Here is a 21,687-nt window from a genome sequence, read left to right as displayed (position 1 = left end):
AACGTGGGTCGCACGGTCGAAACGAAGGGTCCGAGACGCTTGAAAGCACGTCAAGTAAAGCCTCCGTCCCTCGCATTTAAAGCCCACTATGCGCGGAGAATCACACAGCATCAAATAGTTCGGAAGGAATGCCGCGATTTGCCGCAGGACGGAGACTTCTCAAAAAGCGCCTTCTCTCCTCCGCTCTCGCCTTATATAAGGGGAAACGAAATCAGGCAGGAGCTATTGTTCCGCAAGGAATTGCGCGCTTTTGCGGGCCGATGGTCCAGTAGAGAAAGAGCTTCCATCATGATCCTTATCACCGGCGGCGCCGGTTTCATCGGCTCCAACGCTGTCGCACGCCTCGCCGAACGCGGTGAGCGCATTATCGTCTGCGACTGGCTCGGGCGCGGCGATAAGTGGCGCAATATCGCCAAGGCCGAGGTCGAGGACGTGGTCCCGCCGGAAGAAATTGCAGGATATCTCGAAGAACTGGAGCATCCCCTGACCGCCGTCATCCATCTTGGCGCCATTTCTGCGACCACCGAGGAAGATGGCGATGCGCTGATGGCCAACAATTTCCGTCTCTCGAAGTTTTACTGGAACCTCTGCGCGGCGCGGCGCATCCCGCTGATCTATGCCTCCTCGGCAGCCACCTACGGCGACGGCGCCCTGGGCTTCCGGGACGATGCCTCAATCGACGCGCTCGCCCGCCTCCAGCCACTGAACGGCTATGGCTGGAGCAAGCATCTTTTCGATCGCTGGGTCGCCAGGCAACTCCGCTCGGAAGCCCCCAAACCGCCCCAGTGGGCAGGCTTGAAGTTCTTCAACGTCTACGGCCCCAACGAATACCACAAGGGCGCACAGGCAAGTGTCGCAGCGCACCTCTTCCGCCAACTGCAGGCAGGAGAACCGGCAACCCTGTTCCAGTCGCATCATCCCGATTACGCAGACGGAGGTCAGCTCCGCGACTTCGTTTGGGTGGGCGATTGTGTCGATGTCATGATGTGGCTGCTCGACAACCCGGAGGTCAACGGCCTCTTCAACCTGGGCACCGGCGCCGCGCGCAGTTTCGCCGACCTTGCCCGCGCTGTCTTCGCCGCCCTCGAAAAGCCGGAGAACATTCGTTACGTACCAACGCCGGAGGCGATCCGCGACAAGTACCAGTATTTTACCGAGGCAGACATGACACGATTACGTTCAGCCGGATACTCCAAGGACTTTACAACGCTGGAGGCCGGCGTGGAGAGCTACGTTCGTGATTTCCTCGCAACGCCGGATGCCTATCGATGATGTTGGGTCTCGCGTATCCCGACATCGGACCGGTCGCCTTTGAAATTGGTCCCTTCGTCATTCGGTGGTATGCCCTTGCGTACATTGTCGGTCTGTTGCTGGCCTGGCGTTACTGCCGCTGGCTGACGAGCAAGCCTCCGAAACAGGTGGAAGCCGTGGCCTTCGACGACTTTCTGCTCTGGGCGACGTTCGGCGTGATCATCGGTGGCCGGCTGGGATATGTGCTCTTTTACAAGCCTGTATACTTTTTATGGAATCCCGCTGAGATCCTGATCATCTGGCAAGGCGGCATGAGCTTTCACGGCGGCCTGCTGGGCGTGATCGCTGCGATGTATCTCTTTACCCGGCGCAACGGCATCAAATTCCTCGCGCTGACCGACATCGTGGCTTGTGCGGCGCCAATCGGATTGCTTCTCGGACGGCTGGCCAACTTCGTCAATGGTGAGCTTTACGGACGCCCCACGGACTCTCCGATTGGCATGGTCTTCCCGCAGGATCCGACACAGCTGCCCCGGCATCCGAGCCAACTCTACGAAGCCGGGCTCGAAGGTCTGGTGCTCCTGGTTGTGCTGTTCCTGATGGTTCAGGCGTCGGCTTTGAATCGCGGCGGCCTGTTGTCGGGGGTCTTTCTGGCAGGCTACGCGCTCTCACGAATCATCGTTGAGTTTTTCCGGGAGCCCGACGACCATCTGGGTTTCCTCTTCGCGGGCGCGACCATGGGACAACTGCTTTCCTTGCCGATGATGCTTTTTGGCATTGGCCTAGCCATCTGGTCGCTTCGTCAAACGCGACCGGTTCCGCGCGATGGCTCGACAGGATAATCCTCTCGCAGGCATCCTGGCCGCGCGCATCCGCCGGGACGGCCCCATGACCATTGCCGACTATATGTCGGCGGCCCTGACCGAACCCGGCGCCGGTTACTATATGACAGGCGATCCTTTCGGTGCTGCAGGCGACTTCATCACCGCGCCGGAGATCAGCCAGATCTTTGGAGAACTGATCGGACTCTGGTGCGCGCAGTGCTGGCAAAGCATGGGCTCCCCCGACGAAATCAACTTGGTCGAACTGGGTCCGGGACGCGGCACCCTCATGGCCGATGCGCTGCGCGCGGCCTCGGTTCTGTCGGCCTTCAAAGGGGCAATCCGCATTCACCTGGTAGAAACAAGCCCCAGCCTGAAAGCGCGGCAGCGCGAGACTCTCTCGGATCACGGCGTAACCTGGCACGAGGATCTCTCCTCCCTGCCGGACGCCGCCATGATCGTCATCGCCAATGAGTTTTTCGATGCTTTGCCGGTGCATCAGCTCGAGAGAAGCCAGGAGGGTTGGCTTGAGAGGCTCGTAACTTTCTCGCCCGTGGCAACGGAACGCGCGCCAGCCTTCAGCTTTACCACCGGCAGGGCACCCAAGAATTTAATCGGCATGATTCCGCCCGACCTGCAGGACGTACCGGTCGGCACGCTTGTCGAGATATCTCCCGCCATGGAGGCCGTTGCCGGCGATCTGGGAGGCTGCCTGTCCAAACACGGCGGTGTTGCGCTCATCGTTGATTACGGCCGCGCGACGCCTGAAGCAGGTTGGTCGCTCCAGGCTTTGCAGAGCCATCAGCGTCATGGACCGCTTGTGACGCCGGGACAGGCGGACATCACGGTTCACGTGGACTTCACCTCGATCGGCGCCGCGGCGGAGAGAGCTGGCGCGCGCGCCTGGGGCCCGGTCACGCAAGCGGTCTTCCTGAACGCTCTGGGCATTCAGGAACGTGCCGAAGTGCTGTCGAAAAGCGCGACGGACAAACAGGCCCACGACATTAAAGCCGGTGTTAAACGCCTCACGGCTCCGGAAGAAATGGGTGAGCTTTTCAAAGTCCTGGCCTTCGGCCATCCGGATCTCCCGGACCCCGCCGGTCTGCCGATTTCTAGCGCTGACAGAAGTGAAGAGGCATCATAGACTGCCGCGTTACAGACTGCCGCTTTCGGTCCTTCCGCTTGTAAAAATCGCACAGCCGAAACGAATATCACGTCAGGAGCCAAGTTACAGATATGCTGACCATAGGGTCCTTGAATGAACAGCCGGGCATCCGACACGGCTTTTTCACCCGTCAGGGCGGAAAGAGTCAGGGTATCTATGCCTCACTTAACTGCGGCTTCGGTGCGGACGACGATGATGCCGATACGGTCGCCGGGAATCGGCAGACTGCGCTTGCCAACCTCAGCCCCAGTGCCACCCACCTGGTGACCGTCTATCAACACCATTCGCCCGATGCCGTGGTTGTGGACCGGCCGTGGGCGCCGCAGGACGCCCCGCGCGCCGATGCCATGGTGACCAACCAACCCAATCTCGCGCTGGGAATCCTGACCGCCGATTGCGTTCCTGTCCTTTTTGCGGACACGGAAGGTGGAGTGATCGGCGCGGCCCACGCGGGTTGGCGCGGTGCCCTGACAGGCGTCCTCGATGCTACGCTCTCGACAATGCAGGGGTTGGGTGCAGAGAGCAGCCGAATTACCGTCGCTATCGGCCCGGCCATCGCTCAGCGTTCCTACGAGGTCGGTCCGGAGTTTCCGGATGCGTTCTTGAGTCAGGACAAGGAAAACGAAGCTTTTTTCTGCCCGGCTCAACGGGACGGACACTTCTTTTTCGACATAAAAGGCTACGTGGCGCGAAGGCTGGCACAGTTGGGGTTGCGGGACGTCCATGCCCTGCCCTGCGACACCTATGCGGAGGAAGAACGCTTTTTCAGCTATCGCCGCGCGTGCCACAGGAACGAGACCGGAAGCAGCGGCAAAATCGATTATGGCCGGGGCCTCTCGGCAATCTGCCTGACGCCCTGACAGACTGGCAAGCTGACAATCTGACATCGGGCGTTTGCAGTAGATGAGCCGCGCAATCGGTGCGCTAAGACCTCAAGGCCTTACTACGGAACAGCCGCATGCATATCCACTTTACCAAAGCTGAACTCGCGGAACGTCGCGCACGCTGTTGCGAAGCCATGCAGAAGCAGGGACTCTACGGCCTGCTGATGTTCCGCCAGGAAAGCATGTTCTACCTGACCGGCTACGACACCTTCGGTTATGTGTTCTTTCAGTGCCTCTATCTGGGTGCCGACGGCACGATGACCCTGCTGACCCGCGCGCCGGACCTTCGCCAGGCCCAACACACCTCGGTCATCGACGATATCCGCATCTGGATCGACGGACCGGAGGCGGAGCCCGCCGAGGATTTACGCGGAATCCTGGATGAACACGGCTGCCGCGGCAAACGCCTCGGAGTCGAGTACGAGGCCTATGGCCTGACGGCCCGGAACGGCAAACGCCTGGATGCCGCGCTCGCGGAACTCTGTCATCTCAGTGACGCCTCGATGTTGGTCAGCGAACAGCGGGTCATCAAATCCCCGTCCGAGATTGCGTATGTCCGCCGTGCCGCAGAACTCGCCGACGATGCCTGGGATCAGGCGGTCGCACTGACCGCTCCCGGCCGGGACGAAGCCGATATTCTGGCAGCGATGCAAGGTGCCGTCTTTGAGGGCGGCGGCGATTATCCCGGCAACGAGTTCATCATCGGCTCGGGTCCGGGCGCCCTCTGTTGCCGCTACTTCACCGGGCGCAGGGTGATCGGAACCGAAGATCAACTGACCCTGGAATGGGCCGGCGCCTACCGGCACTACCACGCTGCAATGATGCGCACCATCCCGGTCGGACCCGTGCCCGATCGGCAGCGTGAAATGCACAACGTCGCACACGACGCCCTTTTGGCTGTGGAGGACGCTTTGCGGCCTGGGTCGACAATAGGTGAGGCATTTGATGCCCACAGCCGCGTCATGGACGCCGCGGGCTTTCAAGCTCATCGGATGAACGCCTGCGGCTATTCCCTGGGAACAACCTTTTCGCCCAATTGGATGGACTGGCCCATGCTTTACCACGGCAATCCGGTTGAAACCGCGCCGGGGATGGTCATCTTCGTTCATATGGTGATATTTGACAGCGAGAAGGGCCTGGCCATGACACTCGGCAGAACAAGCCTGATCGGCACGCAAGGCGCGGAACCCCTGTCACGCATGCCCCTGGATTTCATTTCGGCATGACTTAGCTATAGAATGCGATTGTTGCTCAACAGAAGATTGAGAAGCACTAGATGCCACACCTGATGATATTCTTCATTCTTTGCCTTCTGGGGCTGGTGGCGAGTTGTGCCATGATGTAACGGAATCCTGCCGTGATATCGATAGATAGAACCCCATAGGCCCCCCACCCGCATGACCATTCTTCGCCGCCTGATTATTGCCGTCCTGGCGCTGAGCCTTGCTGCTTGTGGGCCGCTGCCACGCCCGTTTCAGCAGGAAAAGAGCCGGAACAATGCCCTGCTGACCCTGGAAGACGGCACGGGAATCGTGGTTCTGCAGCCGGAGTCGGAGCTGATATCCGACCCGGAGAGTTGGGCGGAGGCCATGGCCGAGGCACTGAGGGACCGCGATATCCCTGCCTCCACAAACCACGGGAATGCCGGAAGCCGCTATCTTTACAGCCATATCACCGAGGAAAGCTCGGGAAACCGGGGAAAGTCCGTGTCAGTGCTTTGGGATCTTTATAGCGCGGACGGCAAACTGGCGGGCAGCCATACCCTCGATATGGAGCTCACAAGCGATGCTTTCAAAAGGGCACCGGAGACCGCCATTAAGCGTTCGATTGAGGCGGCTGCCGATAAGCTGGCAGCCTTCGCGGGGACGAAACCCCGCCCGACACGCTCTATTCCGGGCTATCCCGACGCCAGGATCCACGTCCCCCCGTTCGGCGATGCGCCAGGCGACGCCGGAACAAGCCTTCGCAATGCCATTCTCGCTGAATTGAGCGACAGCAAACTTCCGCTCACAGGAAAGGCAACCTCCAAGGATCTGGTCCTTCTTTGCGAGATTTCCCTGGGTCCGGACGAGGGCGGCACACAGAAAGCCACGATCTTCTGGCGTCTGCGCAGCCTGGAGGACGATGAAGAACTCGGTGTCATCGATCAGAGCAATTACGTCCCGACCGGAAGCCTGGACGGATTCTGGGGTCCCACGGCAGGCGACATCGCGCGGGGCGCACGGGAGGGAATCCTGGATCTCATGGCGCAACTTCGGGCGGATTCCTAGCCTCAACGAAGCCCGGAACCCTTCCCGTCCGGCACAGCCACACAAGTGCTAATGCCGCGTTAACCAAGACAGGCTTTTATTCAAGGAATATTGCAATTTAGCGACGCGAAGGCCGTTTACAGAGGCGGGGCACGTTGATAAGTTCCGCTCGGCTCAATGTGGGGCTCAGGAAATGCGGCGGAGCGGCTCGGGGTGTTCCCGGTTTGGACCGCAATTCGATGCTGAATTCCTGTCACTCATCGGGCTCTATTGGGTGGGATCAAGCAGATAAGGCCAAGACGTCCGGCGATAACCTCTATCGCCGTTCCGAGCCGGGGACATTGGAATGAAAATCCTTACTGGCAACAGCAATCGGCCTTTGGCCGAAGCGATTTCGGCATTCTTAAATCTGCCGCTCACCAAGGCGAGTGTCCGCCGCTTCTCCGACATGGAGGTCTTTGTCGAGATCCAGGAGAACGTGCGCGGCGAGGACGTCTTCGTCATCCAGCCAACCTCCTACCCGGCAAACGACAACCTGATGGAGCTGCTGGTCGCCCTGGACGCCCTGAAACGAGGCTCCGCACGGCGCACGACCGCGGTGATCCCCTATTACGGTTACGCCCGGCAGGACCGGAAATCAGGCCCGAGAACGCCGATTTCCGCCAAGCTGGTCGCAAACCTGATTACCTCTGCAGGCGCAGACCGGGTTTTGACCATGGATCTGCACGCGGGCCAGATTCAGGGCTTTTTTGACATTCCAACCGATAACCTCTTTGCCGCACCGGTCTTCACCAAAGACATCATGGAGCGCTACAACGGCCGGCAATTGACCATTGTATCACCTGACGTCGGCGGTGTGGTCCGTGCCCGGGCCATCGCAAAACGACTTGACGCTGACCTCGCAATTGTCGATAAGCGCCGCGAGAAAGCTGGCGTTTCCGAGGTGATGAACATCATCGGCGACGTCAAGGACAGCACCTGCATCCTGGTGGACGACATCGTTGATTCGGCGGGCACCCTTTGCAATGCCGCCGTTGCCTTGATGGATTCCGGTGCAGAATCGGTTTCGGCCTACGTCACCCATGGCGTTCTGTCAGGTGGTGCCGTAGCCAGAGTTTCCGCCTCGCCGCTGGAAGAGCTTGTGATGACAGACTCTATCCAGGCGACAGAGGCCGTGCGGGTGGCACAGAACATCCGCCAGATTTCGATCGCTCCGCTGCTTGGCGACGCCATGCAGCGTATCAGCGATGAACGCTCGGTTTCGAGCCTGTTTGATTTGCCGTCCGGACAGATCTAGGACGGCCCCGGCAGCAGCACCCCTGGAGGCTGCGTCGGTCCTAAGCGGCGGGAATGATCCCGCCGTTCATTTTGCTTAAGGAGCAATGCAATGAGTGACGTACTAAATCTCGTCGCAGAACGAAGGGAGCGGGCCGGAAAGGGGGCCGCCCGTGCTGCCCGCCGTGCTGGACGTATTCCCGGTGTGATCTATGGCGCTAAAAAGGATCCGGTTATGATTAACCTCGATCCCAAGGCCCTGAACAAAGAGCTCAACAAGGCCGGCTTTTTCGCCACGCTTTTCGATGTCGAAATCGACGGCAAAAAAGAGCGCGCCCTGCCCCGTGACGTCCAGTTCGACCCGGTCACAGACCGCGCGATCCACATCGACCTGCTGCGCGTCTCGGCAGCAACCGCCGTCACGGTCAACGTCCCGGTCAACTTCATCAACGAAGACCAGAGCCCCGGCCTGACCAAAGGCGGCGTCTTGAACGTGGTCCGCTATGAAATCGAGCTGAACTGCCGCGCCGACGCCATTCCGCAGGAACTGGAGCTCGACCTGAGCTCCCTGGATCTCGGCGATTCGGCTCACTTCTCGATGATCAGTCTGCCGGACGGGGTAGAGCCGACGATTACGGATCGTGACTTCACCGTTGCGACCATCGCCGCCCCGAGCGCCGTTAAGTCCGAGGCTGCGGAAGCTGCAGAAGCCGCTGAAGCCGAGGCTGAAGGCGAAGGTGAAGGTGGCGAAGCGGCTTCGGGTGACGAGGGCGCCAGCGAGGACTAACATCTCGTATCACGTTCAGGGACATCTTACCCCTGGATGCATGAAACAGAGTGAAGGACCCCATGTTGCTGTTAGTGGGCCTGGGAAATCCCGGCCAGCGTTATGCGAACAACCGGCACAACATAGGATTTATGGCGGTGGACGAAATGGTCCGCCGCCATTCCTTTGGGCCTTGGCGCTCGAAATTTCAGGGTCAAATCTGCGAAGGCCGGATCGGACGGGAGAAGGTCCTGATCCTCAAGCCGGAAACCTTCATGAATGAATCCGGCCGGGCGGTCGGCGAAGCGATCCGTTTCTACAAACTCGAAACCGAGCAGGTTTTCGTGGTTTACGACGAAATCGATCTGGTTCCCGGAAAAATCAAGGTCAAAAAGGGCGGCGGTGCCGGCGGACACAATGGCCTGCGCAGCATCGACGCACACATCGGCCAGGACTACTGGCGCGTCCGCCTGGGTGTCGGACATCCGGGCGATAAGAACCTGGTTCACAGCCACGTTCTGGGTGATTTCAGCAAGGCCGACACGCTCTGGCGTGACAAACTGCTCGACGCGGTGGCGGCGGAGATTTCACTTTTACTCGCAGGCGAGAGCGGCAGCTTCATGTCCCGCGTCGCCCAGGTTATGAACCCGCCCAGACCGAAACCGCCAAAACCGTCAATATCACCGAAACCCACTGAAGCTTCAGCGGAAGGGGTTGAAGAACGGCATAACGGGCCACAGTCGAAGCCGGAAACACACAACGAACCAACATCGAAGCCCTAAGACGGTGATTGGCTGCGCGCAGAGAGAACGAGAGTAAGAGCTTCGTTCCCTGCCCCGAAGCAACGGAAACGAGTATCATGGGATTTAAATGCGGTATCGTGGGTCTGCCCAATGTCGGCAAATCGACCCTCTTTAATGCGCTGACGGAAACGGCAGCTGCCGAAGCGGCGAACTACCCCTTCTGTACGATCGAACCGAACGTCGGCCGTGTTGCGGTCCCTGATCCGCGGCTTGACGAAATCGCCGCCATAGGTAAGTCGGCGAAGATCATTCCGACCCAGCTCGAATTCGTCGATATCGCCGGGCTGGTCAAAGGGGCATCGAAGGGCGAAGGCCTGGGCAACCAGTTTCTCGCGAACATTCGCGAGGTCGATGCGATTGTTCATGTGCTGCGGTGCTTCGACGGCGAAGTCACGCACGTCGACGGCTCGGTCGATCCCGTGCGGGACGCAGAGACCGTCGAGACAGAACTCATGCTTGCCGACCTTGAGTCTGTCGAGCGGCAGTTGGACAGCAGCGCCAAACGGGCCAAGGGCGGCGACAAGGAAGCCAAGGACCGCCTTGCCGTTCTCGGGCCGGTTGCCGAAGCCCTGCGCGACGGCCGCCCGGCCCGCAGCGTCGAAGTTTCCAAAGAACTTCAGCCCGTGTTCAGGCAGCTTCAGCTGCTGACCGCGAAGCCGGTGCTCTACGTCTCCAACGTCGAGGAAGAGGCCGCGGCGAGCGGCAACGACTACTCGGCGAAGGTCGCGGCCCGCGCCGAACAGGAAGGTGGTGCCAGCGTCATCATATCCGCCGCCATCGAAGCCGAAGTCGCGGCACTTTCAGACGACGAGGAAAAAGCCGAATTTCTGGAAACCCTCGGTCTGGAGGAAACCGGCCTGACCCGAATCATACGCGCCGGCTATGAATTGCTCGATCTGCTGACCTTTTTTACGGTCGGTCCGAAGGAAGCGCGCGCCTGGACCGTATCGCGGGGCGCGAAAGCCCCCAATGCCGCCGGTGTGATCCATACGGATTTTGAGCGTGGGTTCATTCGGGCGGAAACGATTGCCTATCCCGACTTTGTTGCCAACAACGGTGAACAAGGGGCAAAGGACGCTGGCAAGATGCGACAGGAAGGTAAGGAGTATCCGGTCGCGGACGGCGATATTTTCCATTTCCGCTTCAACGTCTGATCTAAAGATCAGATGTAAAACATGAGCCGGTCTGGCCACGCCGAAAAGGCGTTCGGTCAGGAAGCATTGACAAGAAAAAGGGCCGTCCCGAGAGGAACGGCCCTTTTTTAGATCTCTGAGATCCGAGTGCCTTTAGTGAACGTCTGCCCAGCACTTGCGCTTTGCAGCGTACAGAATGCCTGTGAAGACCAATAGGAAGAGGATCACCTTGATACCCATCTGTTTACGCTGATCCATGGTGGGCTCTGCAGCCCACATCATGAAAGCGGAGACATCCGCGCTCAGATTAGAGAGCGTCGCCGGCGTTCCATCGGCATACTCCACGATGTCTTCCGACAGGGGCGGCGCCATGGCAATACCATAGCCGGGGAAGTACGCATTAAAGCTCGCCGTATCCGGCAATCCAAGATCCTCGACGCTCTGGACGGGTCCCGGATCCTCGGGCATCGCCGGCTCCTTGGCCGTCGGATCGGTTTTCACCTTCTCCTGGAATTTGGCAAGCCTGACCTCGTAAGCCTCCATGGCCGCAGCATGCTGGACCTCACGCTTGTGAGTCTCGGTTTCAAAGATCTGCTGAAGCACCTCTTCAGAAACATCGTCCTCATAGCCGGTCAGCAGAGCGTAGAGATAGTCAGGTCCGCCGACACGTGCCTTGGCCACCAGCGACAGGTCCGGCGGAGCTGCCCCACCGTTGGCTGCCGCGGCAGCCTGTGCATTGGCGAAAGGAGACGGGAAGTAATCCGAGAGGCGGGCCGGACGGTCGAACATGTCGCCGAACTCGTCCGGACCATCGGTCACTTCGTACTCGGCCGCGATAGCCTTCAGCTCGTCTTCGTTGTAACCCAGGTCTGCCAGATTCCGGAAAGCGATCAGGTCCATGCCGTGACAGCTGGCACAAACCTGTTTGTAAACCTGATACCCGCGCTGCAGCTGCGCCTGATCATAGGTTCCGAACACGCCCGAGAAGGACCAGGTCTTGCTGGGAGCTTTGAGCGCTTCCGCAGCGCTCGCGGCACCAACACCGAGACCGAGCGAGACCGCAGCAGCCGCGGCTGTAAGTACAAACTTTTTCATTACGCCTTCTCCATCGGCTTTGCTGCTGCAGCGGCGAGACCACCACCGCCGCTTAAGACCGGTTCCGAAATCGAGACTGGCAATGGTTTCGGTCTCTCCATCACCCCGAGCAGCGGCAGCACCACCAGGAAGTGGATGAAGTACCAGGCTGTCGCCAGACGTCCGAGGATCAAGGGCAGGCCTTCGGCGGCTTCCTGTCCAACCCAGCCGAGCAGGATGCAGTTCGCGAAGAACAGCCAGAAGAACCACTTGTAGACCGGGCGGAACTTCGCGCTACGCACCGGCGAGCGGTCGAGCCAGGGCAGGATAAAGAGGATTCCGATAGATGCGAACATGGCCACGACGCCCAGAAGCTTGTCCGGGATCGAACGCAGGATCGCGTAGAAAGGCAGGAAGTACCATTCGGGCACAATGTGCGCAGGCGTCACCAGCGGATTGGCCGGAATGTAGTTGTCCGGATGCCCCAGGAAATTGGGAGCAAAGAACAGAAAACCACTGAACGCGAGCAGGAATACACCGACGCCAAATGCATCCTTGACCGTGTAGTAAGGATGGAACGGGATCTTATCCTGATGGCCGTTGGCCTCGATACCGATCGGGTTGTTCGAACCGAAGCGGTGCAGCGCCCACAGATGCATGACAACCACACCAACGATCACGAAGGGCAGCAGGTAGTGCAAAGCGAAGAAACGGTTAAGTGTTGGATTGTCGACCGAGAAACCGCCCCACAGCCAAACCACGATGCTCTCGCCAAATACCGGGATTGCCGAGAAGAGGTTGGTGATGACGGTTGCGCCCCAGAAGCTCATCTGCCCCCAGGGAAGCACATAGCCCATGAAGGCGGTGGCCATCATCAGGAGCAGAATAACGACACCGAGCATCCAGAGGATCTCTCGCGGCGACTTGTAAGATCCGTAATAAAGTCCACGGAACATGTGGATAAACACGACAATGAAGAAGAACGACGCCATGTTCATATGAATGTACCGGACCAGCCAGCCGCCATTCACGTCGCGCATGATGCGTTCGACCGAATTGAAAGCATAGTCGACATGGGCGGTGTATTGCATCGCCAGAACGATCCCGGTGACAATCATGACGACCAGAGCGAACCCGGCAAGAGAACCGAAGTTCCACCAGTAATTCAGGTTCTTCGGCGCCGGATAATCGACCAAGGTCTCGTTCATCATGGAGAAGACCGGAAGACGATGGTCGATCCACTTGATGAGCGCGTTGTTGGTTTTCAGGTGCTCACTCATTTCTTCAGCTCCCTTTAACCAATTTTAATCGTGGTGTCGTCGAGGAACTCGACGGGCGGCACGGGCAGATTCTCCGGCGCAGGTCCTTTGCGGATGCGTCCGGAGGTATCGTAGTGAGAACCGTGGCAAGGGCAGAACCAACCGCCGTACTCGCCCTTCTCATCGCCGGTCTTCTGACCCAGTGGCACACAGCCCAGGTGCGTGCAGTTACCGCCGACGACCAGCCATTCAGGCTTCACGACACGGTCCGCATCGGCTTCCTGGTCTGGCAGTTCATCCAGCGCAACGTCGGCAGCTTCGGCGATCTCCGCTTCTGTGCGATGGCGAATGAACACTGGTTTGCCCCGCCACATCACGGTAAGGCTCTGACCAACTTCGATTGGCGAAAGATCCACTTCGGTTGACGCCAAAGCCAGAACTTCCTTCGATGGGTTCATGGAGTTTACCAACGGCCAGGCGAACGCGCCGGTTCCGACCACACCCATGGCGGTCGCCATCAGGTATAGGAAGTCTCGGCGTGTTTCTTCGTCCTGCGATTGCTGTGATGCATGAGCGCTGTCTGCTGCCATGTCATATTCCTTTAAGATCACCCCTCGGGCTGTCCATCCAGCCCGCGTCACGCGCCATATCCCGCGTTTCAGCTGCGGGAACGCCACTAATACTAATCTCCGGCCCCCGAGCGACTCTGCGACACCCTGTCGCACCTTGGCCCCTGCCGAATCATAGCTGGTCAGGGATATAGATCAAAACCTAACATAAGGCAAAGGCCGAGACGGCTTGGTACAGTGGATATTTGCACAATGCGGCTAGCGATCTTCGAACCCGACATTCCTCAAAATACCGGGACTATGCTCAGACTCGCAGCTTGCATGGGATTGGCGGTCGATATTATCGAACCTTGCGGCTTTGTTCTTGACGACAAACGCCTGCGCCGGGCGGGAATGGACTACCTTCAGGGCGTCGATTTGACGCGGCACAGCTCCTGGCAAAGCTTTCTGGAACACAGTCCGGGCCGCATCGTTCTCTTGACGACGAAGGCTGTCACACCATACACCGAGTTTGGCTTTACAGCGGACGATTGCCTGTTGGTTAGACGTGAGAGCGCGGGCGTGCCACCAGAAGTACACGCACGTGCAGATGCCCGAATTATCGTACCGATGAATCCGGGGTTCAGGTCTTTGAACGTCGCCGTCAGTGCCGCCATGGTTGCCGGCGAAGCTCTGCGCCAGACAGCGGGCTTTCCAAACAGCGGATCGGCAGCCGACCCTTTTCCAGAAGGACTATCATGACCTCCACCACCCAAGAGCGACAGGAACTGGTCCCCGTTTGGTTCAGGACGCTTCGCGACGATATCTGCGCCGCGTTCGAGGAACTGGAAGATGCGTTCGTCGGTGAGCACGCAGGTCAATTGGCAGAACGGGAGCCCGGTCGCTTCGTGCGAAAACAATGGGAGCGCGAACAGGAGGGAGAAACCGGCGATTTCGGCGGTGGCGAAATGTCGTTGATGCGTGGCCGGGTGTTCGAGAAGGTTGGCGTCAACATCTCAACGGTCAAAGGCGAGTTTTCAAGGGAGTTCCGAGCCAAGATGCCCGGTGCAGAAGAGAATCCGCAGTTCTGGGCCAGCGGCATTTCCCTCGTGGCACACATGCACTCGCCCCTGGTACCGGCGGTTCATATGAATACCCGCTTTATCGTGACAACCAAATCCTGGTTCGGTGGCGGCAGCGATTTGAATCCCATGTACCCCGACGATCAGGATACCGCCGATTTTCACGCCAGCTTTAAAGCCGCCTGTGACGCACACGATCCGGAATACTATCCACGCTTCAAAGAATGGTGCGACGAGTATTTTTTCATTCCGCACCGCAATGAAGCGAGAGGCGTGGGTGGCATATTTTACGACTACTTGGATAGCGGCGACTGGGATACCGACTTCGCCTTTACCAAGGATGTCGGGCGGGCGTTTCTTGACATCTATCCAAGACTCGTGCGCCGGCACATGGAGCGCCCCTGGACCGATGAACAGCGGCGTCACCAGCTCTTCCGCCGGGGCCGTTACGCTGAATTCAATCTCGTCTATGACCGCGGGACACAATTCGGATTGAAAACGGGCGGAAATGTGGAGGCGATCCTGATGTCGCTGCCGCCGGAGGCAGCCTGGCCGTAAGCATTGGTGTTTTCCGCGCCTGTCGCCTGCGATGACCCGGAGGACACGCCATTAGCCGGCGTTTTCACGCTTTCCGTACAGCATGGTGACGTTGACCCGGCGGTTTTCGTAACCCTCTTCAAAGTTCAGTTCACCCGTCTCATGGATCAGATCTGAATTGAACATCACCATGCGGTTTTCCCGGTAGGGAATATTATGGGCCTTGGCTCCGCTCTCCGTGAGGAAACGCCGCATGGCCTGCTCGTCCGCATTATAGGTCGCAAAGTCCCAGTCCAGCGGCGCTTCCTTGTCCCATACGACGAGGCCTCCGGATTGCGGGTCCCTGTTAGCAGCGTCTGGTGTCACCCAGAAGTTCACATTGACCGCCGCGAAATCCGCGTGGACGGGAATGCCGCTCAAACGGCTGTCATATTTGAAACCCCACAGCTTCCGTAAAGTCGCAGCGCCGAAGATCCTCGGAAAGCCGTTCCGGAGCTCGTCTGCGATCTGCAGGAGCAGAGGAGAAACGAACCCGTCCTCCATGAAAGCGCCGACATAGCCCATTTTGTAGTGATGACGATACCAGATCGTCGATTCGAGGCAGAACTGCCTGATCTCTTGCAAGGCCGCGGGGGAGAGGAAATCGTCAACGTGGACGATCCCCGGTGCGTTCTTGAAATAAGCCGTTTCGATTTCCGCGCGATCCAAGTCAGGATTAACGGCCGGGCCGGCGAGAGAGGGAGACTGTGGCCAGTGGATCAGGCGGTTAAAATAGGGCGCCAGCCGCTTCTGGTTTTCAGCAGAAACAGCCACGAGACTGCCGCCGTCCTCCATAACCGGAAGATCGTCGAGCACAGCGCGATAGTCGGACAGAACCTGCTCAAACTTTCGATCTACCTTGCCGTTTTCCAGCAAAAACGCGAGCTGCTCAATATCATGCTGCAGCTTGCTGCGGCTGGTTTTCAGATGGCTCTGGTCGGGCGGTTTTTTGGCCTCCGGTGACCACTTGATGCGGACTCCTTTTTCGTAAGCCTCCGCCGCAAGATCGACTTCGCCGACATCCAAATAGAGATTTCCAAGATTCCGCCAAGCCGTCGCAAAACCCGGGTCCAGTTCGAGGGTTCGCTTGTAGTGCTGGATCGCCCGCTGCGGATCACCGCTGTCCCTGAGGGCCTTCGCCAGATTGTAGTGACTGACCGGAAGCCTGTCATTTGCCTCGACAGCCGCCTCAAAACTAGAGACCGCCTCCGATAACTCTCCCTGTCCGGCGAGCAATGATCCCAGATTATTCAAAAGCGATACATCTTCAGGCACGATGCTAAGCGCCACCCGAAACGCCGCGATCGCTTCGTCGATCCGCCCGGCCGACGCCAGAGCCTTGGCAAGATCGGCGTGAACACCGGGATGGTCGGGCGAAATGGCAGCGAGCGTCTCGAAATGGGAAATCCCCTCGTCCGGCTTGCCCAGTTCGAATGCGATTACCGCCAGCAAGTGCCGAGCCTGGGTGTGGCGGGGTTTGTCCGCCAGGATCGCCTCGCAGATCTCCTTCGCCCGCCGGAAGTCTCCAGCCCGGAAAAAAGTAACCGCGCTCTCAGTCTTTTGGGCGCTGTTCATTTGCGCGCTGCGCATGACGGTACGGCCTCTCCCCTGACAAGCCAATCGAGATCGAAAACCTGTTCTGCATCTTTTATTTAAGTTTCTCGGATCTCATCAGATATCGACGTCCAGCTATCACGAATGTCGGTGATGAACAATCCTAGAGCACCGAAACGTCCCTGCTGCACTGGACCCAGTTGCAAAACTACGAGCGGCGTCTGTCCCGCGCCAGAAGCACAAAGAGACCAGAAGTACAAAGAGACGGTTCGTCATGCCTGGGATAGACGAAGCCTCAACTCGGATAGACAGGTATCGCGGTCAGGCTTGAAATCTGCAGCCCGCCACCAGGCCTCAACCCGATCCAACACCTCCCCAAGTTCCGGCCCGCTCTGCGCCCCCATCGCCAGCGCGTCGCGTCCGCGTAGCGGAAAAGCAGGATGCTCCCACTGCTCGAGCACGGCGAGAGCGGCGCCCAGATATGCCTTATCCCGCGAAGCCCTTTCGGCATTTTTACTGGCCCAATCCAGATGGAGGAGATCGCGAGTCATCTCAGTCCCAAGATCGTAAAGCGCCTGGCGAATGGCCTGTTCGTCCACTGTTATCCCCGGCGGCCACTCACTGTGTTCGCGGCCTGCCGTCCGAAGCGTTATCAGTCTGTCGGCCTGCGCCCTCGAGAACCGCAGACGCTCGGCAACATGCAGTGCCTGTTCACGCCCTCCCACCAGAAAGGCCGAGAGCCGGAGCAATGCGTCTGGGGAGGATTCGATCTCCATCAACGTGCTGAGAATATGCGTTTCTGTCTGGGCTTCAGGCAGGAGCACGCGGATCGCGCCGACAGCGAGCATTGCCTCCAATGCCGGCAGAGGGTTTTTCGCCGCCATCAAACGCAAGAGTTCCTCGCGGATACGCTCGCCGGAGAGAGACGACAGATTGGGTGCCAGCTCTTTGGCTGCTGCAAGCCCCTCGGGATCGAGGGTGCCCACGCCGTAGTAGGCGTGAAAGCGGAAAAACCGCAGGAGGCGGAGGTAATCTTCCTTAATCCGTTCCCGCGCATTACCCACGAACCGGACACGGCCGTTCCTCAGGTCATCAAGTCCGCCGAAGGGGTCGAACAAAGTGCCATCCGGACGGCAAGACAAGGCGTTCATGGTTAAGTCCCGCCGCGCCGCGTCCTGCACCCAATCGTCCGTGTAGGCAACCTTCGCGCGCCGCCCGTCTGTCTCGACGTCTTCGCGCAAGGTGGTAATCTCGTAGACTTCACCGTGTGACACCGCCGTCACGGTTCCATGATCGATGCCGGTTGGAATTGCCTTCAGACCTGCGGCCCTCAGCAACGACATGACTTCTTCCGGCCGGTCCGGCGTGGCCAGGTCAATGTCCTTGATCGGAAATCCCTGCACAGCGTCCCGAACGCAGCCACCGACGAAACGCACATCGCTTCCGTCGGCCTGAAGCGCCTCGAGCACCGCTGCTGTCGCGGGGGATGTCATCCAGGGCTGCAGAGGAAGCCGTTCAGGCGCTTGCATATCAATCACGTTGTGTGCAGCGATTCATCCGGCGCGCTGTTCAGGCCTGAACCAATCGACGCAGTCATTCGGGTTGTTCCACGGGCCCGCCCGGTACGATTTCACCGTCGACAAAGGCCGGCGGACGAAGAACCACACCTGCATCATGATCAAAAAAGACACCTATTGCGATAACACCAGCTGTGGCGAGCACCAGACCTGCCGTGATCAGCATCAGCCAGGGCGTGATTTCCTCGGAATCCAGGGTCGCACCGGCGCGACGTTTTAGTTTGACGTAACCCAGGTAGACCAGAAACGGGATCAGAAACAGAAGGAGAGCAAATAAAATTCTAGTCAGCATTCCCCAAAACCTCTGTCAAGTTCACCAGCATACCTGCGGTAGCCCCCCATATATAGTAGTCGTCGTAGGGAAAAACATAAAAATGTCTGAGCGCGCCTTTGAACATGCGGCTCTGCCGCTTCTGGCTCGCCGGATCAAGAATAAAGCCTAACGGGACCTCGAAGACCTCCGCGACCTCAAAATCATCAGGCCTGAGTTCAAACGGCGGTGCGATTAATCCGACCAAGGGGGATATCTCGAAGCCGGTCCGGGTCACGTAGGTATCCAATTGCCCGATCAGGCGGACATGGTGCCGCGCCAAACCAATTTCTTCTTCTGTCTCCCGCAGTGCCGTGGACACGGGGCCGCTATCGCCGGGGTCGACTCTACCGCCGGGGAAGGAAACCTGTCCGGCATGATCGTGCAGATGCGCTGTCCGCTTTGTGAGAAGGACGGTCAAACCCTCGGCACGCTCGACGATCGGCACCAGGACGGCGGCCGGCGTCAATTTTTCGGCAGGCTCGTACATATCGGGATTGAGATCGTGGTCGCCCCGTGGCCGCAGTGCCTGCGCATCAGGTGACGCCGCCGCCGGGGCCGATGGCGAAGTCCGGCGCCCGGGCCTGCCCAGGAGCTCAAAACGCCGGACGATCTCGTCCGCAGACAGTATTGCTTTACCGGGCTGTGCGTTCACGCCGAACCATCCAAAGGAAAGAAACTGCCGTTACTCCAGAGACCAAACCGGGTGCCACCCTCCGCCGGCTCCTCAACGGCAAGTTCCGCCAGCCCATAATAAACGGAGCGAAGAATCAATGCCTCCAGGCGGTCCCGAACGAGAACATAAGGACGCGGCTCGTTCGTTTCACTGTCGATCTCGACCCGGAGCGGATGTTCCGCATCCAACGTCACCCAGGCGTCCAGGTTTGTGCGAAATTGCAGGGATTGCCGTTTTCCAACGCCGGACACGGAAAATTCAACGGCGGTAAAAGGCGCATCGTCAACAATGACCCGCCCGCGCTCCACCGGCGTGACCAGCCAGTATTCACCATCTTCCTCCCGCCGCAAAACCGAGGAAAAGAGCTTTACCAGCGGCTTACGTCCTATCGGCGATCCCTCGTGAAACCAGGTGCCGTCGCTGGCGATTCGGATATCGAAATCGCCGCAGAATGGAAGGTTCGGTGCGTTCGAGGAAGAATTTGAAGCGTCAGACGACTGGCCATGCGCCATAGAAACACCTATCTTTTGAGTATCGTCGGTTGGTGGTGTCGGATCCGAAGTCATAACCTGGCGGTCTCGTGTTTGCCTGTTGGTCACTGATGCGGTGAAAAACGGTCAGACACTACATATTGTATTTCGAGGGCGATTCACGTTTTTGATCGTTTCCGACAAGAACGATCGCACTCTAGAGCCTGATGTCCGCTATCATAGACCCGGGCAGCACCAGATGGGAGTCGTTCAGAGTGACAGCCAACCCTTCAGTCCCTACCGATATCGCGACGGCGGAGCAATTGGCCGAAGACATAGATACCCTGGGGCAGCACCTGCAGTCTGCGCGTGAGTCTATTGGACGCGTGATTTTCGGGCAACAGGATGTGGTCGATCGCACAGTGATCACCTTGCTCGCCGGTGGCCATGCGCTTCTGATCGGCGTGCCGGGCCTGGCCAAGACCCGATTGGTGGAGACCCTCGGAACGGTTTTCGGGCTGGACGATAAGAGAGTTCAGTGTACGCCCGATCTCATGCCCGCGGATATTCTCGGGTCCGAGGTGCTGGAAGAGAATGAACAGGGCAAACGGTCTTTTCGCTTTATTCCCGGACCTGTGTTCGGCCAATTGCTCATGGCGGACGAAATCAACCGGGCCAGCCCGCGGACGCAATCCGCCCTCTTGCAGGCGATGCAGGAGCGGCAGGTGACCGTGGCCGGTGTTCCGCATGACCTTCCCCGGCCATTCCACGTGCTCGCCACCCAGAACCCCCTGGAGCAGGAAGGCACTTATCCCCTGCCGGAAGCGCAATTGGACCGCTTCATCATGGAGATCGATGTCGGGTATCCCGACCTGGAGGCGGAGCGCCAGATGCTGTTGGCCACGACGGGCGCGGAAAGCGTGGAAGCATCCGTGGTTATGAGCGCAGAAGAATTGCTGTCAGCCCAGAGAGTCGTGCGCCGTGTGCCCGTCGCCGACGGTATTGTCGACTCGGTTCTGGCCCTGGTGCGCGACGGGCGGCCAGAAACCACGTCGATACCTGAACTGAGGGAGCAGGTCGCATGGGGTCCGGGGCCCCGCGCCAGTCAGGCGTTGATGCTGGCGATCCGCGCACGCTGCGTTTTGGACGGGCGCCTGTCGCCTTCCATGGATGATGTGGTCGAGCTCGCCCCTCCGGTTTTGCGTCACCGTATGAGCCTCAATTTTGCCGCCCGCGCGGACGGCGTTGCGATTGACGATGTCATCGCCCGCCTGATCGCCCGTTTCGCCTGAGAATTATAGCGCCTAATCGAGGAGACCGACGCTGGCCATAACGCCAAAAGCGAGACTGCCGATACAGCAAAGGGCGGAGCAGATTGCCTCGGCCCTGCCGCCACTCCTGGTCGAAGCCGAACACGTCGCAACCACCGTGGCGCAAGGCGTGCACGGCAGGCGGCGGGTCGGACAGGGCGAGACCTTCTGGCAGTTCCGCCGCTACGAGAGCGGAGATTCGCCTCAATCCATTGACTGGCGGCAATCGGCGAAGTCGGATCGCGTCTTCGTTCGGGAAATGGAGTGGGAAGCGGCGCAATCGGTCTGGATCTGGCGGGATACCTCTGCCTCGATGGCCTGGTCTTCTTCACCGGAGCTTCCGGAAAAGCGGCGTCGGGCCGATATCCTGGCGTTGGCGTTAGCTGTTCTGTTGATCCGTGGCGGCGAGTTCGTCACCTTTTTGGGATCGGGTATCCGCCCCTCGAACGGAAAGACCACGCTCGAGCGCATGGCAAAAATCATTGATCGCGGGGAACAGGACAGCGCCGGCCTGCCTACGGTCTTGCCGCTGCCGCGCTTTGCGCAGGTCGTCATGATCAGCGATTTCCTCTCTCCTATAGAAGAAATCGAAGAAGTCGCAAGGGGTTACGCCTCGCGCGGCGTGAAAGGACATCTGCTTCAGATCCTCGATCCTGCCGAAGAATTGTTGCCCTACGACGGCCGGACACGCTTTGAAGGGCTTGAAGGCGAGCAGTCCTGGCTGCTGTCCCGGGTCGAATCCGTCCGGGCGCCCTATCAGCAACGTTTCAAGGCGCAACGCGAGGGGCTGCAATCGATCGCCCAACGGCTCAGTTGGGGCTATTCGGCGCATCGGAGCGATCATTCGCCCAATACCGCCCTGCTCGCCCTTTACCTTGCCATGACCCAAGACCGGGGGCGCTGA

The 21,687-nt window shown here is 59.2% G+C and carries 22 protein-coding genes; 14 read left to right on the top strand and 8 right to left on the bottom strand.

Features of this window, described 5'->3' with window-relative positions:
- Positions 1-288 precede the first annotated feature (288 nt).
- The 10 genes from rfaD to ychF all read left to right on the top strand — a co-directional run bounded on the left by rfaD (position 289) and on the right by ychF (position 10,368).
- Positions 289-1,272: an ADP-glyceromanno-heptose 6-epimerase gene (gene rfaD / locus FKG95_RS02885; RefSeq protein ID WP_142894789.1), complete on the top strand. Its 984-nt coding sequence runs from the start codon at positions 289-291 to the stop codon at positions 1,270-1,272.
- Positions 1,269-2,093 (top strand): prolipoprotein diacylglyceryl transferase, encoded by an 825-nt coding sequence (gene lgt / locus FKG95_RS02880; RefSeq protein WP_142894788.1) that lies wholly within the window; start codon positions 1,269-1,271, stop codon positions 2,091-2,093. Before rfaD ends, lgt begins: the two co-directional genes overlap by 4 nt.
- A complete protein-coding gene (locus FKG95_RS02875) occupies positions 2,077-3,216 on the top strand; it encodes a class I SAM-dependent methyltransferase (protein ID WP_142894787.1) in 1,140 nt (379 codons plus the stop codon). Before lgt ends, FKG95_RS02875 begins: the two co-directional genes overlap by 17 nt.
- Before the next feature lie 92 nt (positions 3,217-3,308).
- A complete protein-coding gene (gene pgeF / locus FKG95_RS02870) occupies positions 3,309-4,097 on the top strand; it encodes a peptidoglycan editing factor PgeF (RefSeq protein ID WP_142894786.1) in 789 nt (262 codons plus the stop codon).
- Positions 4,098-4,195: 98 nt separating this feature from the next.
- The gene (locus tag FKG95_RS02865) at positions 4,196-5,347 is read left to right on the top strand and encodes a M24 family metallopeptidase (protein WP_142894785.1); all 1,152 of its coding nucleotides are present in this window, start codon (positions 4,196-4,198) and stop codon (positions 5,345-5,347) included.
- A 171-nt stretch (positions 5,348-5,518) separates the two neighbouring features.
- Complete coding sequence (locus FKG95_RS02860) at positions 5,519-6,391, top strand: hypothetical protein (RefSeq protein WP_142894784.1); 873 nt, start codon at positions 5,519-5,521, stop codon at positions 6,389-6,391.
- A gap of 325 nt (positions 6,392-6,716) precedes the next feature.
- Positions 6,717-7,667 (top strand): ribose-phosphate pyrophosphokinase, encoded by a 951-nt coding sequence (locus tag FKG95_RS02855; protein WP_142894783.1) that lies wholly within the window; start codon positions 6,717-6,719, stop codon positions 7,665-7,667.
- A 90-nt stretch (positions 7,668-7,757) separates the two neighbouring features.
- The gene (locus FKG95_RS02850; protein WP_142894782.1) at positions 7,758-8,432 is read left to right on the top strand and encodes a 50S ribosomal protein L25/general stress protein Ctc; all 675 of its coding nucleotides are present in this window, start codon (positions 7,758-7,760) and stop codon (positions 8,430-8,432) included.
- Positions 8,433-8,494: 62 nt separating this feature from the next.
- Positions 8,495-9,193 (top strand): aminoacyl-tRNA hydrolase, encoded by a 699-nt coding sequence (gene pth, locus FKG95_RS02845; protein ID WP_142894781.1) that lies wholly within the window; start codon positions 8,495-8,497, stop codon positions 9,191-9,193.
- Positions 9,194-9,270: 77 nt separating this feature from the next.
- Positions 9,271-10,368, top strand: coding sequence for a redox-regulated ATPase YchF (ychF, locus tag FKG95_RS02840; RefSeq protein ID WP_142894780.1), 1,098 nt, complete (start codon positions 9,271-9,273; stop codon positions 10,366-10,368).
- A 132-nt stretch (positions 10,369-10,500) separates the two neighbouring features.
- On the opposite strand, the gene FKG95_RS02835 is transcribed toward ychF, so the two are convergent.
- From FKG95_RS02835 to petA, 3 genes are read right to left on the bottom strand one after another with little or no spacing between them, the layout of a single operon-like run.
- Positions 10,501-11,442, bottom strand: a complete 942-nt coding sequence (locus FKG95_RS02835) for a cytochrome c1 (protein ID WP_142894779.1) — start codon at positions 11,440-11,442, stop codon at positions 10,501-10,503.
- Positions 11,442-12,701 (bottom strand): cytochrome b, encoded by a 1,260-nt coding sequence (locus FKG95_RS02830; RefSeq protein ID WP_142894778.1) that lies wholly within the window; start codon positions 12,699-12,701, stop codon positions 11,442-11,444. The genes FKG95_RS02835 and FKG95_RS02830 overlap by 1 nt, the downstream gene beginning before the upstream one ends.
- Positions 12,702-12,715: 14 nt before the next feature.
- The gene (gene petA / locus FKG95_RS02825) at positions 12,716-13,270 is read right to left on the bottom strand and encodes a ubiquinol-cytochrome c reductase iron-sulfur subunit (RefSeq protein ID WP_142894777.1); all 555 of its coding nucleotides are present in this window, start codon (positions 13,268-13,270) and stop codon (positions 12,716-12,718) included.
- A 231-nt stretch (positions 13,271-13,501) separates the two neighbouring features.
- Here petA and FKG95_RS02820 point away from each other — a divergent pair, with 231 nt between their 5' ends.
- Positions 13,502-13,990, top strand: coding sequence for a tRNA (cytidine(34)-2'-O)-methyltransferase (locus tag FKG95_RS02820; protein ID WP_142894776.1), 489 nt, complete (start codon positions 13,502-13,504; stop codon positions 13,988-13,990).
- Positions 13,987-14,868 (top strand): oxygen-dependent coproporphyrinogen oxidase, encoded by an 882-nt coding sequence (gene hemF, locus FKG95_RS02815; protein ID WP_142894775.1) that lies wholly within the window; start codon positions 13,987-13,989, stop codon positions 14,866-14,868. Before FKG95_RS02820 ends, hemF begins: the two co-directional genes overlap by 4 nt.
- A gap of 51 nt (positions 14,869-14,919) precedes the next feature.
- Here the strand turns inward: hemF and FKG95_RS02810 are convergent, their stop codons facing one another.
- The 5 genes from FKG95_RS02810 to FKG95_RS02790 all read right to left on the bottom strand — a co-directional run bounded on the left by FKG95_RS02810 (position 14,920) and on the right by FKG95_RS02790 (position 19,569).
- Positions 14,920-16,461: a tetratricopeptide repeat protein gene (locus tag FKG95_RS02810; protein ID WP_179953898.1), complete on the bottom strand. Its 1,542-nt coding sequence runs from the start codon at positions 16,459-16,461 to the stop codon at positions 14,920-14,922.
- Between the two features lie 251 nt (positions 16,462-16,712).
- A complete protein-coding gene (locus tag FKG95_RS02805) occupies positions 16,713-17,933 on the bottom strand; it encodes a CCA tRNA nucleotidyltransferase (protein ID WP_246116664.1) in 1,221 nt (406 codons plus the stop codon).
- Positions 17,934-18,033: 100 nt separating this feature from the next.
- Entirely contained in the window at positions 18,034-18,309 is a 276-nt protein-coding gene (locus FKG95_RS02800; RefSeq protein WP_142894772.1) for a hypothetical protein, read from the bottom strand.
- Positions 18,299-18,982: a CoA pyrophosphatase gene (locus FKG95_RS02795; protein WP_425456723.1), complete on the bottom strand. Its 684-nt coding sequence runs from the start codon at positions 18,980-18,982 to the stop codon at positions 18,299-18,301. Before FKG95_RS02795 ends, FKG95_RS02800 begins: the two co-directional genes overlap by 11 nt.
- Positions 18,979-19,569, bottom strand: coding sequence for a DUF1285 domain-containing protein (locus FKG95_RS02790; RefSeq protein ID WP_246116663.1), 591 nt, complete (start codon positions 19,567-19,569; stop codon positions 18,979-18,981). Before FKG95_RS02790 ends, FKG95_RS02795 begins: the two co-directional genes overlap by 4 nt.
- A gap of 131 nt (positions 19,570-19,700) precedes the next feature.
- Between FKG95_RS02790 and FKG95_RS02785 the strand changes: the two genes are divergently transcribed.
- Positions 19,701-20,765: an AAA family ATPase gene (locus FKG95_RS02785; RefSeq protein WP_142894771.1), complete on the top strand. Its 1,065-nt coding sequence runs from the start codon at positions 19,701-19,703 to the stop codon at positions 20,763-20,765.
- Positions 20,766-20,901: 136 nt separating this feature from the next.
- Entirely contained in the window at positions 20,902-21,687 is a 786-nt protein-coding gene (locus FKG95_RS02780) for a DUF58 domain-containing protein (protein ID WP_342779192.1), read from the top strand.

Source organism: Denitrobaculum tricleocarpae (genome assembly GCF_007004665.1).
GTDB classification, from domain to species: domain Bacteria; phylum Pseudomonadota; class Alphaproteobacteria; order Kiloniellales; family Kiloniellaceae; genus Denitrobaculum; species Denitrobaculum tricleocarpae.
Note: the sequence above shows the minus strand (reverse complement) of the source record. Positions and strands in the feature narration are given on the sequence as shown.

Coding starts and splice junctions, on each gene's coding strand:
- rfaD (WP_142894789.1), top strand. CDS start 289: ATGATCCTTATCACCGGCGGCGCCGGTTTCATCGGCTCCAACGCTGTC.
- lgt (WP_142894788.1), top strand. CDS start 1,269: ATGATGTTGGGTCTCGCGTATCCCGACATCGGACCGGTCGCCTTTGAA.
- FKG95_RS02875 (WP_142894787.1), top strand. CDS start 2,077: ATGGCTCGACAGGATAATCCTCTCGCAGGCATCCTGGCCGCGCGCATC.
- pgeF (WP_142894786.1), top strand. CDS start 3,309: ATGCTGACCATAGGGTCCTTGAATGAACAGCCGGGCATCCGACACGGC.
- FKG95_RS02865 (WP_142894785.1), top strand. CDS start 4,196: ATGCATATCCACTTTACCAAAGCTGAACTCGCGGAACGTCGCGCACGC.
- FKG95_RS02860 (WP_142894784.1), top strand. CDS start 5,519: ATGACCATTCTTCGCCGCCTGATTATTGCCGTCCTGGCGCTGAGCCTT.
- FKG95_RS02855 (WP_142894783.1), top strand. CDS start 6,717: ATGAAAATCCTTACTGGCAACAGCAATCGGCCTTTGGCCGAAGCGATT.
- FKG95_RS02850 (WP_142894782.1), top strand. CDS start 7,758: ATGAGTGACGTACTAAATCTCGTCGCAGAACGAAGGGAGCGGGCCGGA.
- pth (WP_142894781.1), top strand. CDS start 8,495: ATGTTGCTGTTAGTGGGCCTGGGAAATCCCGGCCAGCGTTATGCGAAC.
- ychF (WP_142894780.1), top strand. CDS start 9,271: ATGGGATTTAAATGCGGTATCGTGGGTCTGCCCAATGTCGGCAAATCG.
- FKG95_RS02835 (WP_142894779.1), bottom strand. CDS start 11,442: ATGAAAAAGTTTGTACTTACAGCCGCGGCTGCTGCGGTCTCGCTCGGT.
- FKG95_RS02830 (WP_142894778.1), bottom strand. CDS start 12,701: ATGAGTGAGCACCTGAAAACCAACAACGCGCTCATCAAGTGGATCGAC.
- petA (WP_142894777.1), bottom strand. CDS start 13,270: ATGGCAGCAGACAGCGCTCATGCATCACAGCAATCGCAGGACGAAGAA.
- FKG95_RS02820 (WP_142894776.1), top strand. CDS start 13,502: ATGCGGCTAGCGATCTTCGAACCCGACATTCCTCAAAATACCGGGACT.
- hemF (WP_142894775.1), top strand. CDS start 13,987: ATGACCTCCACCACCCAAGAGCGACAGGAACTGGTCCCCGTTTGGTTC.
- FKG95_RS02810 (WP_179953898.1), bottom strand. CDS start 16,461: ATGAACAGCGCCCAAAAGACTGAGAGCGCGGTTACTTTTTTCCGGGCT.
- FKG95_RS02805 (WP_246116664.1), bottom strand. CDS start 17,933: ATGACATCCCCCGCGACAGCAGCGGTGCTCGAGGCGCTTCAGGCCGAC.
- FKG95_RS02800 (WP_142894772.1), bottom strand. CDS start 18,309: ATGCTGACTAGAATTTTATTTGCTCTCCTTCTGTTTCTGATCCCGTTT.
- FKG95_RS02790 (WP_246116663.1), bottom strand. CDS start 19,569: ATGACTTCGGATCCGACACCACCAACCGACGATACTCAAAAGATAGGT.
- FKG95_RS02785 (WP_142894771.1), top strand. CDS start 19,701: ATGTCCGCTATCATAGACCCGGGCAGCACCAGATGGGAGTCGTTCAGA.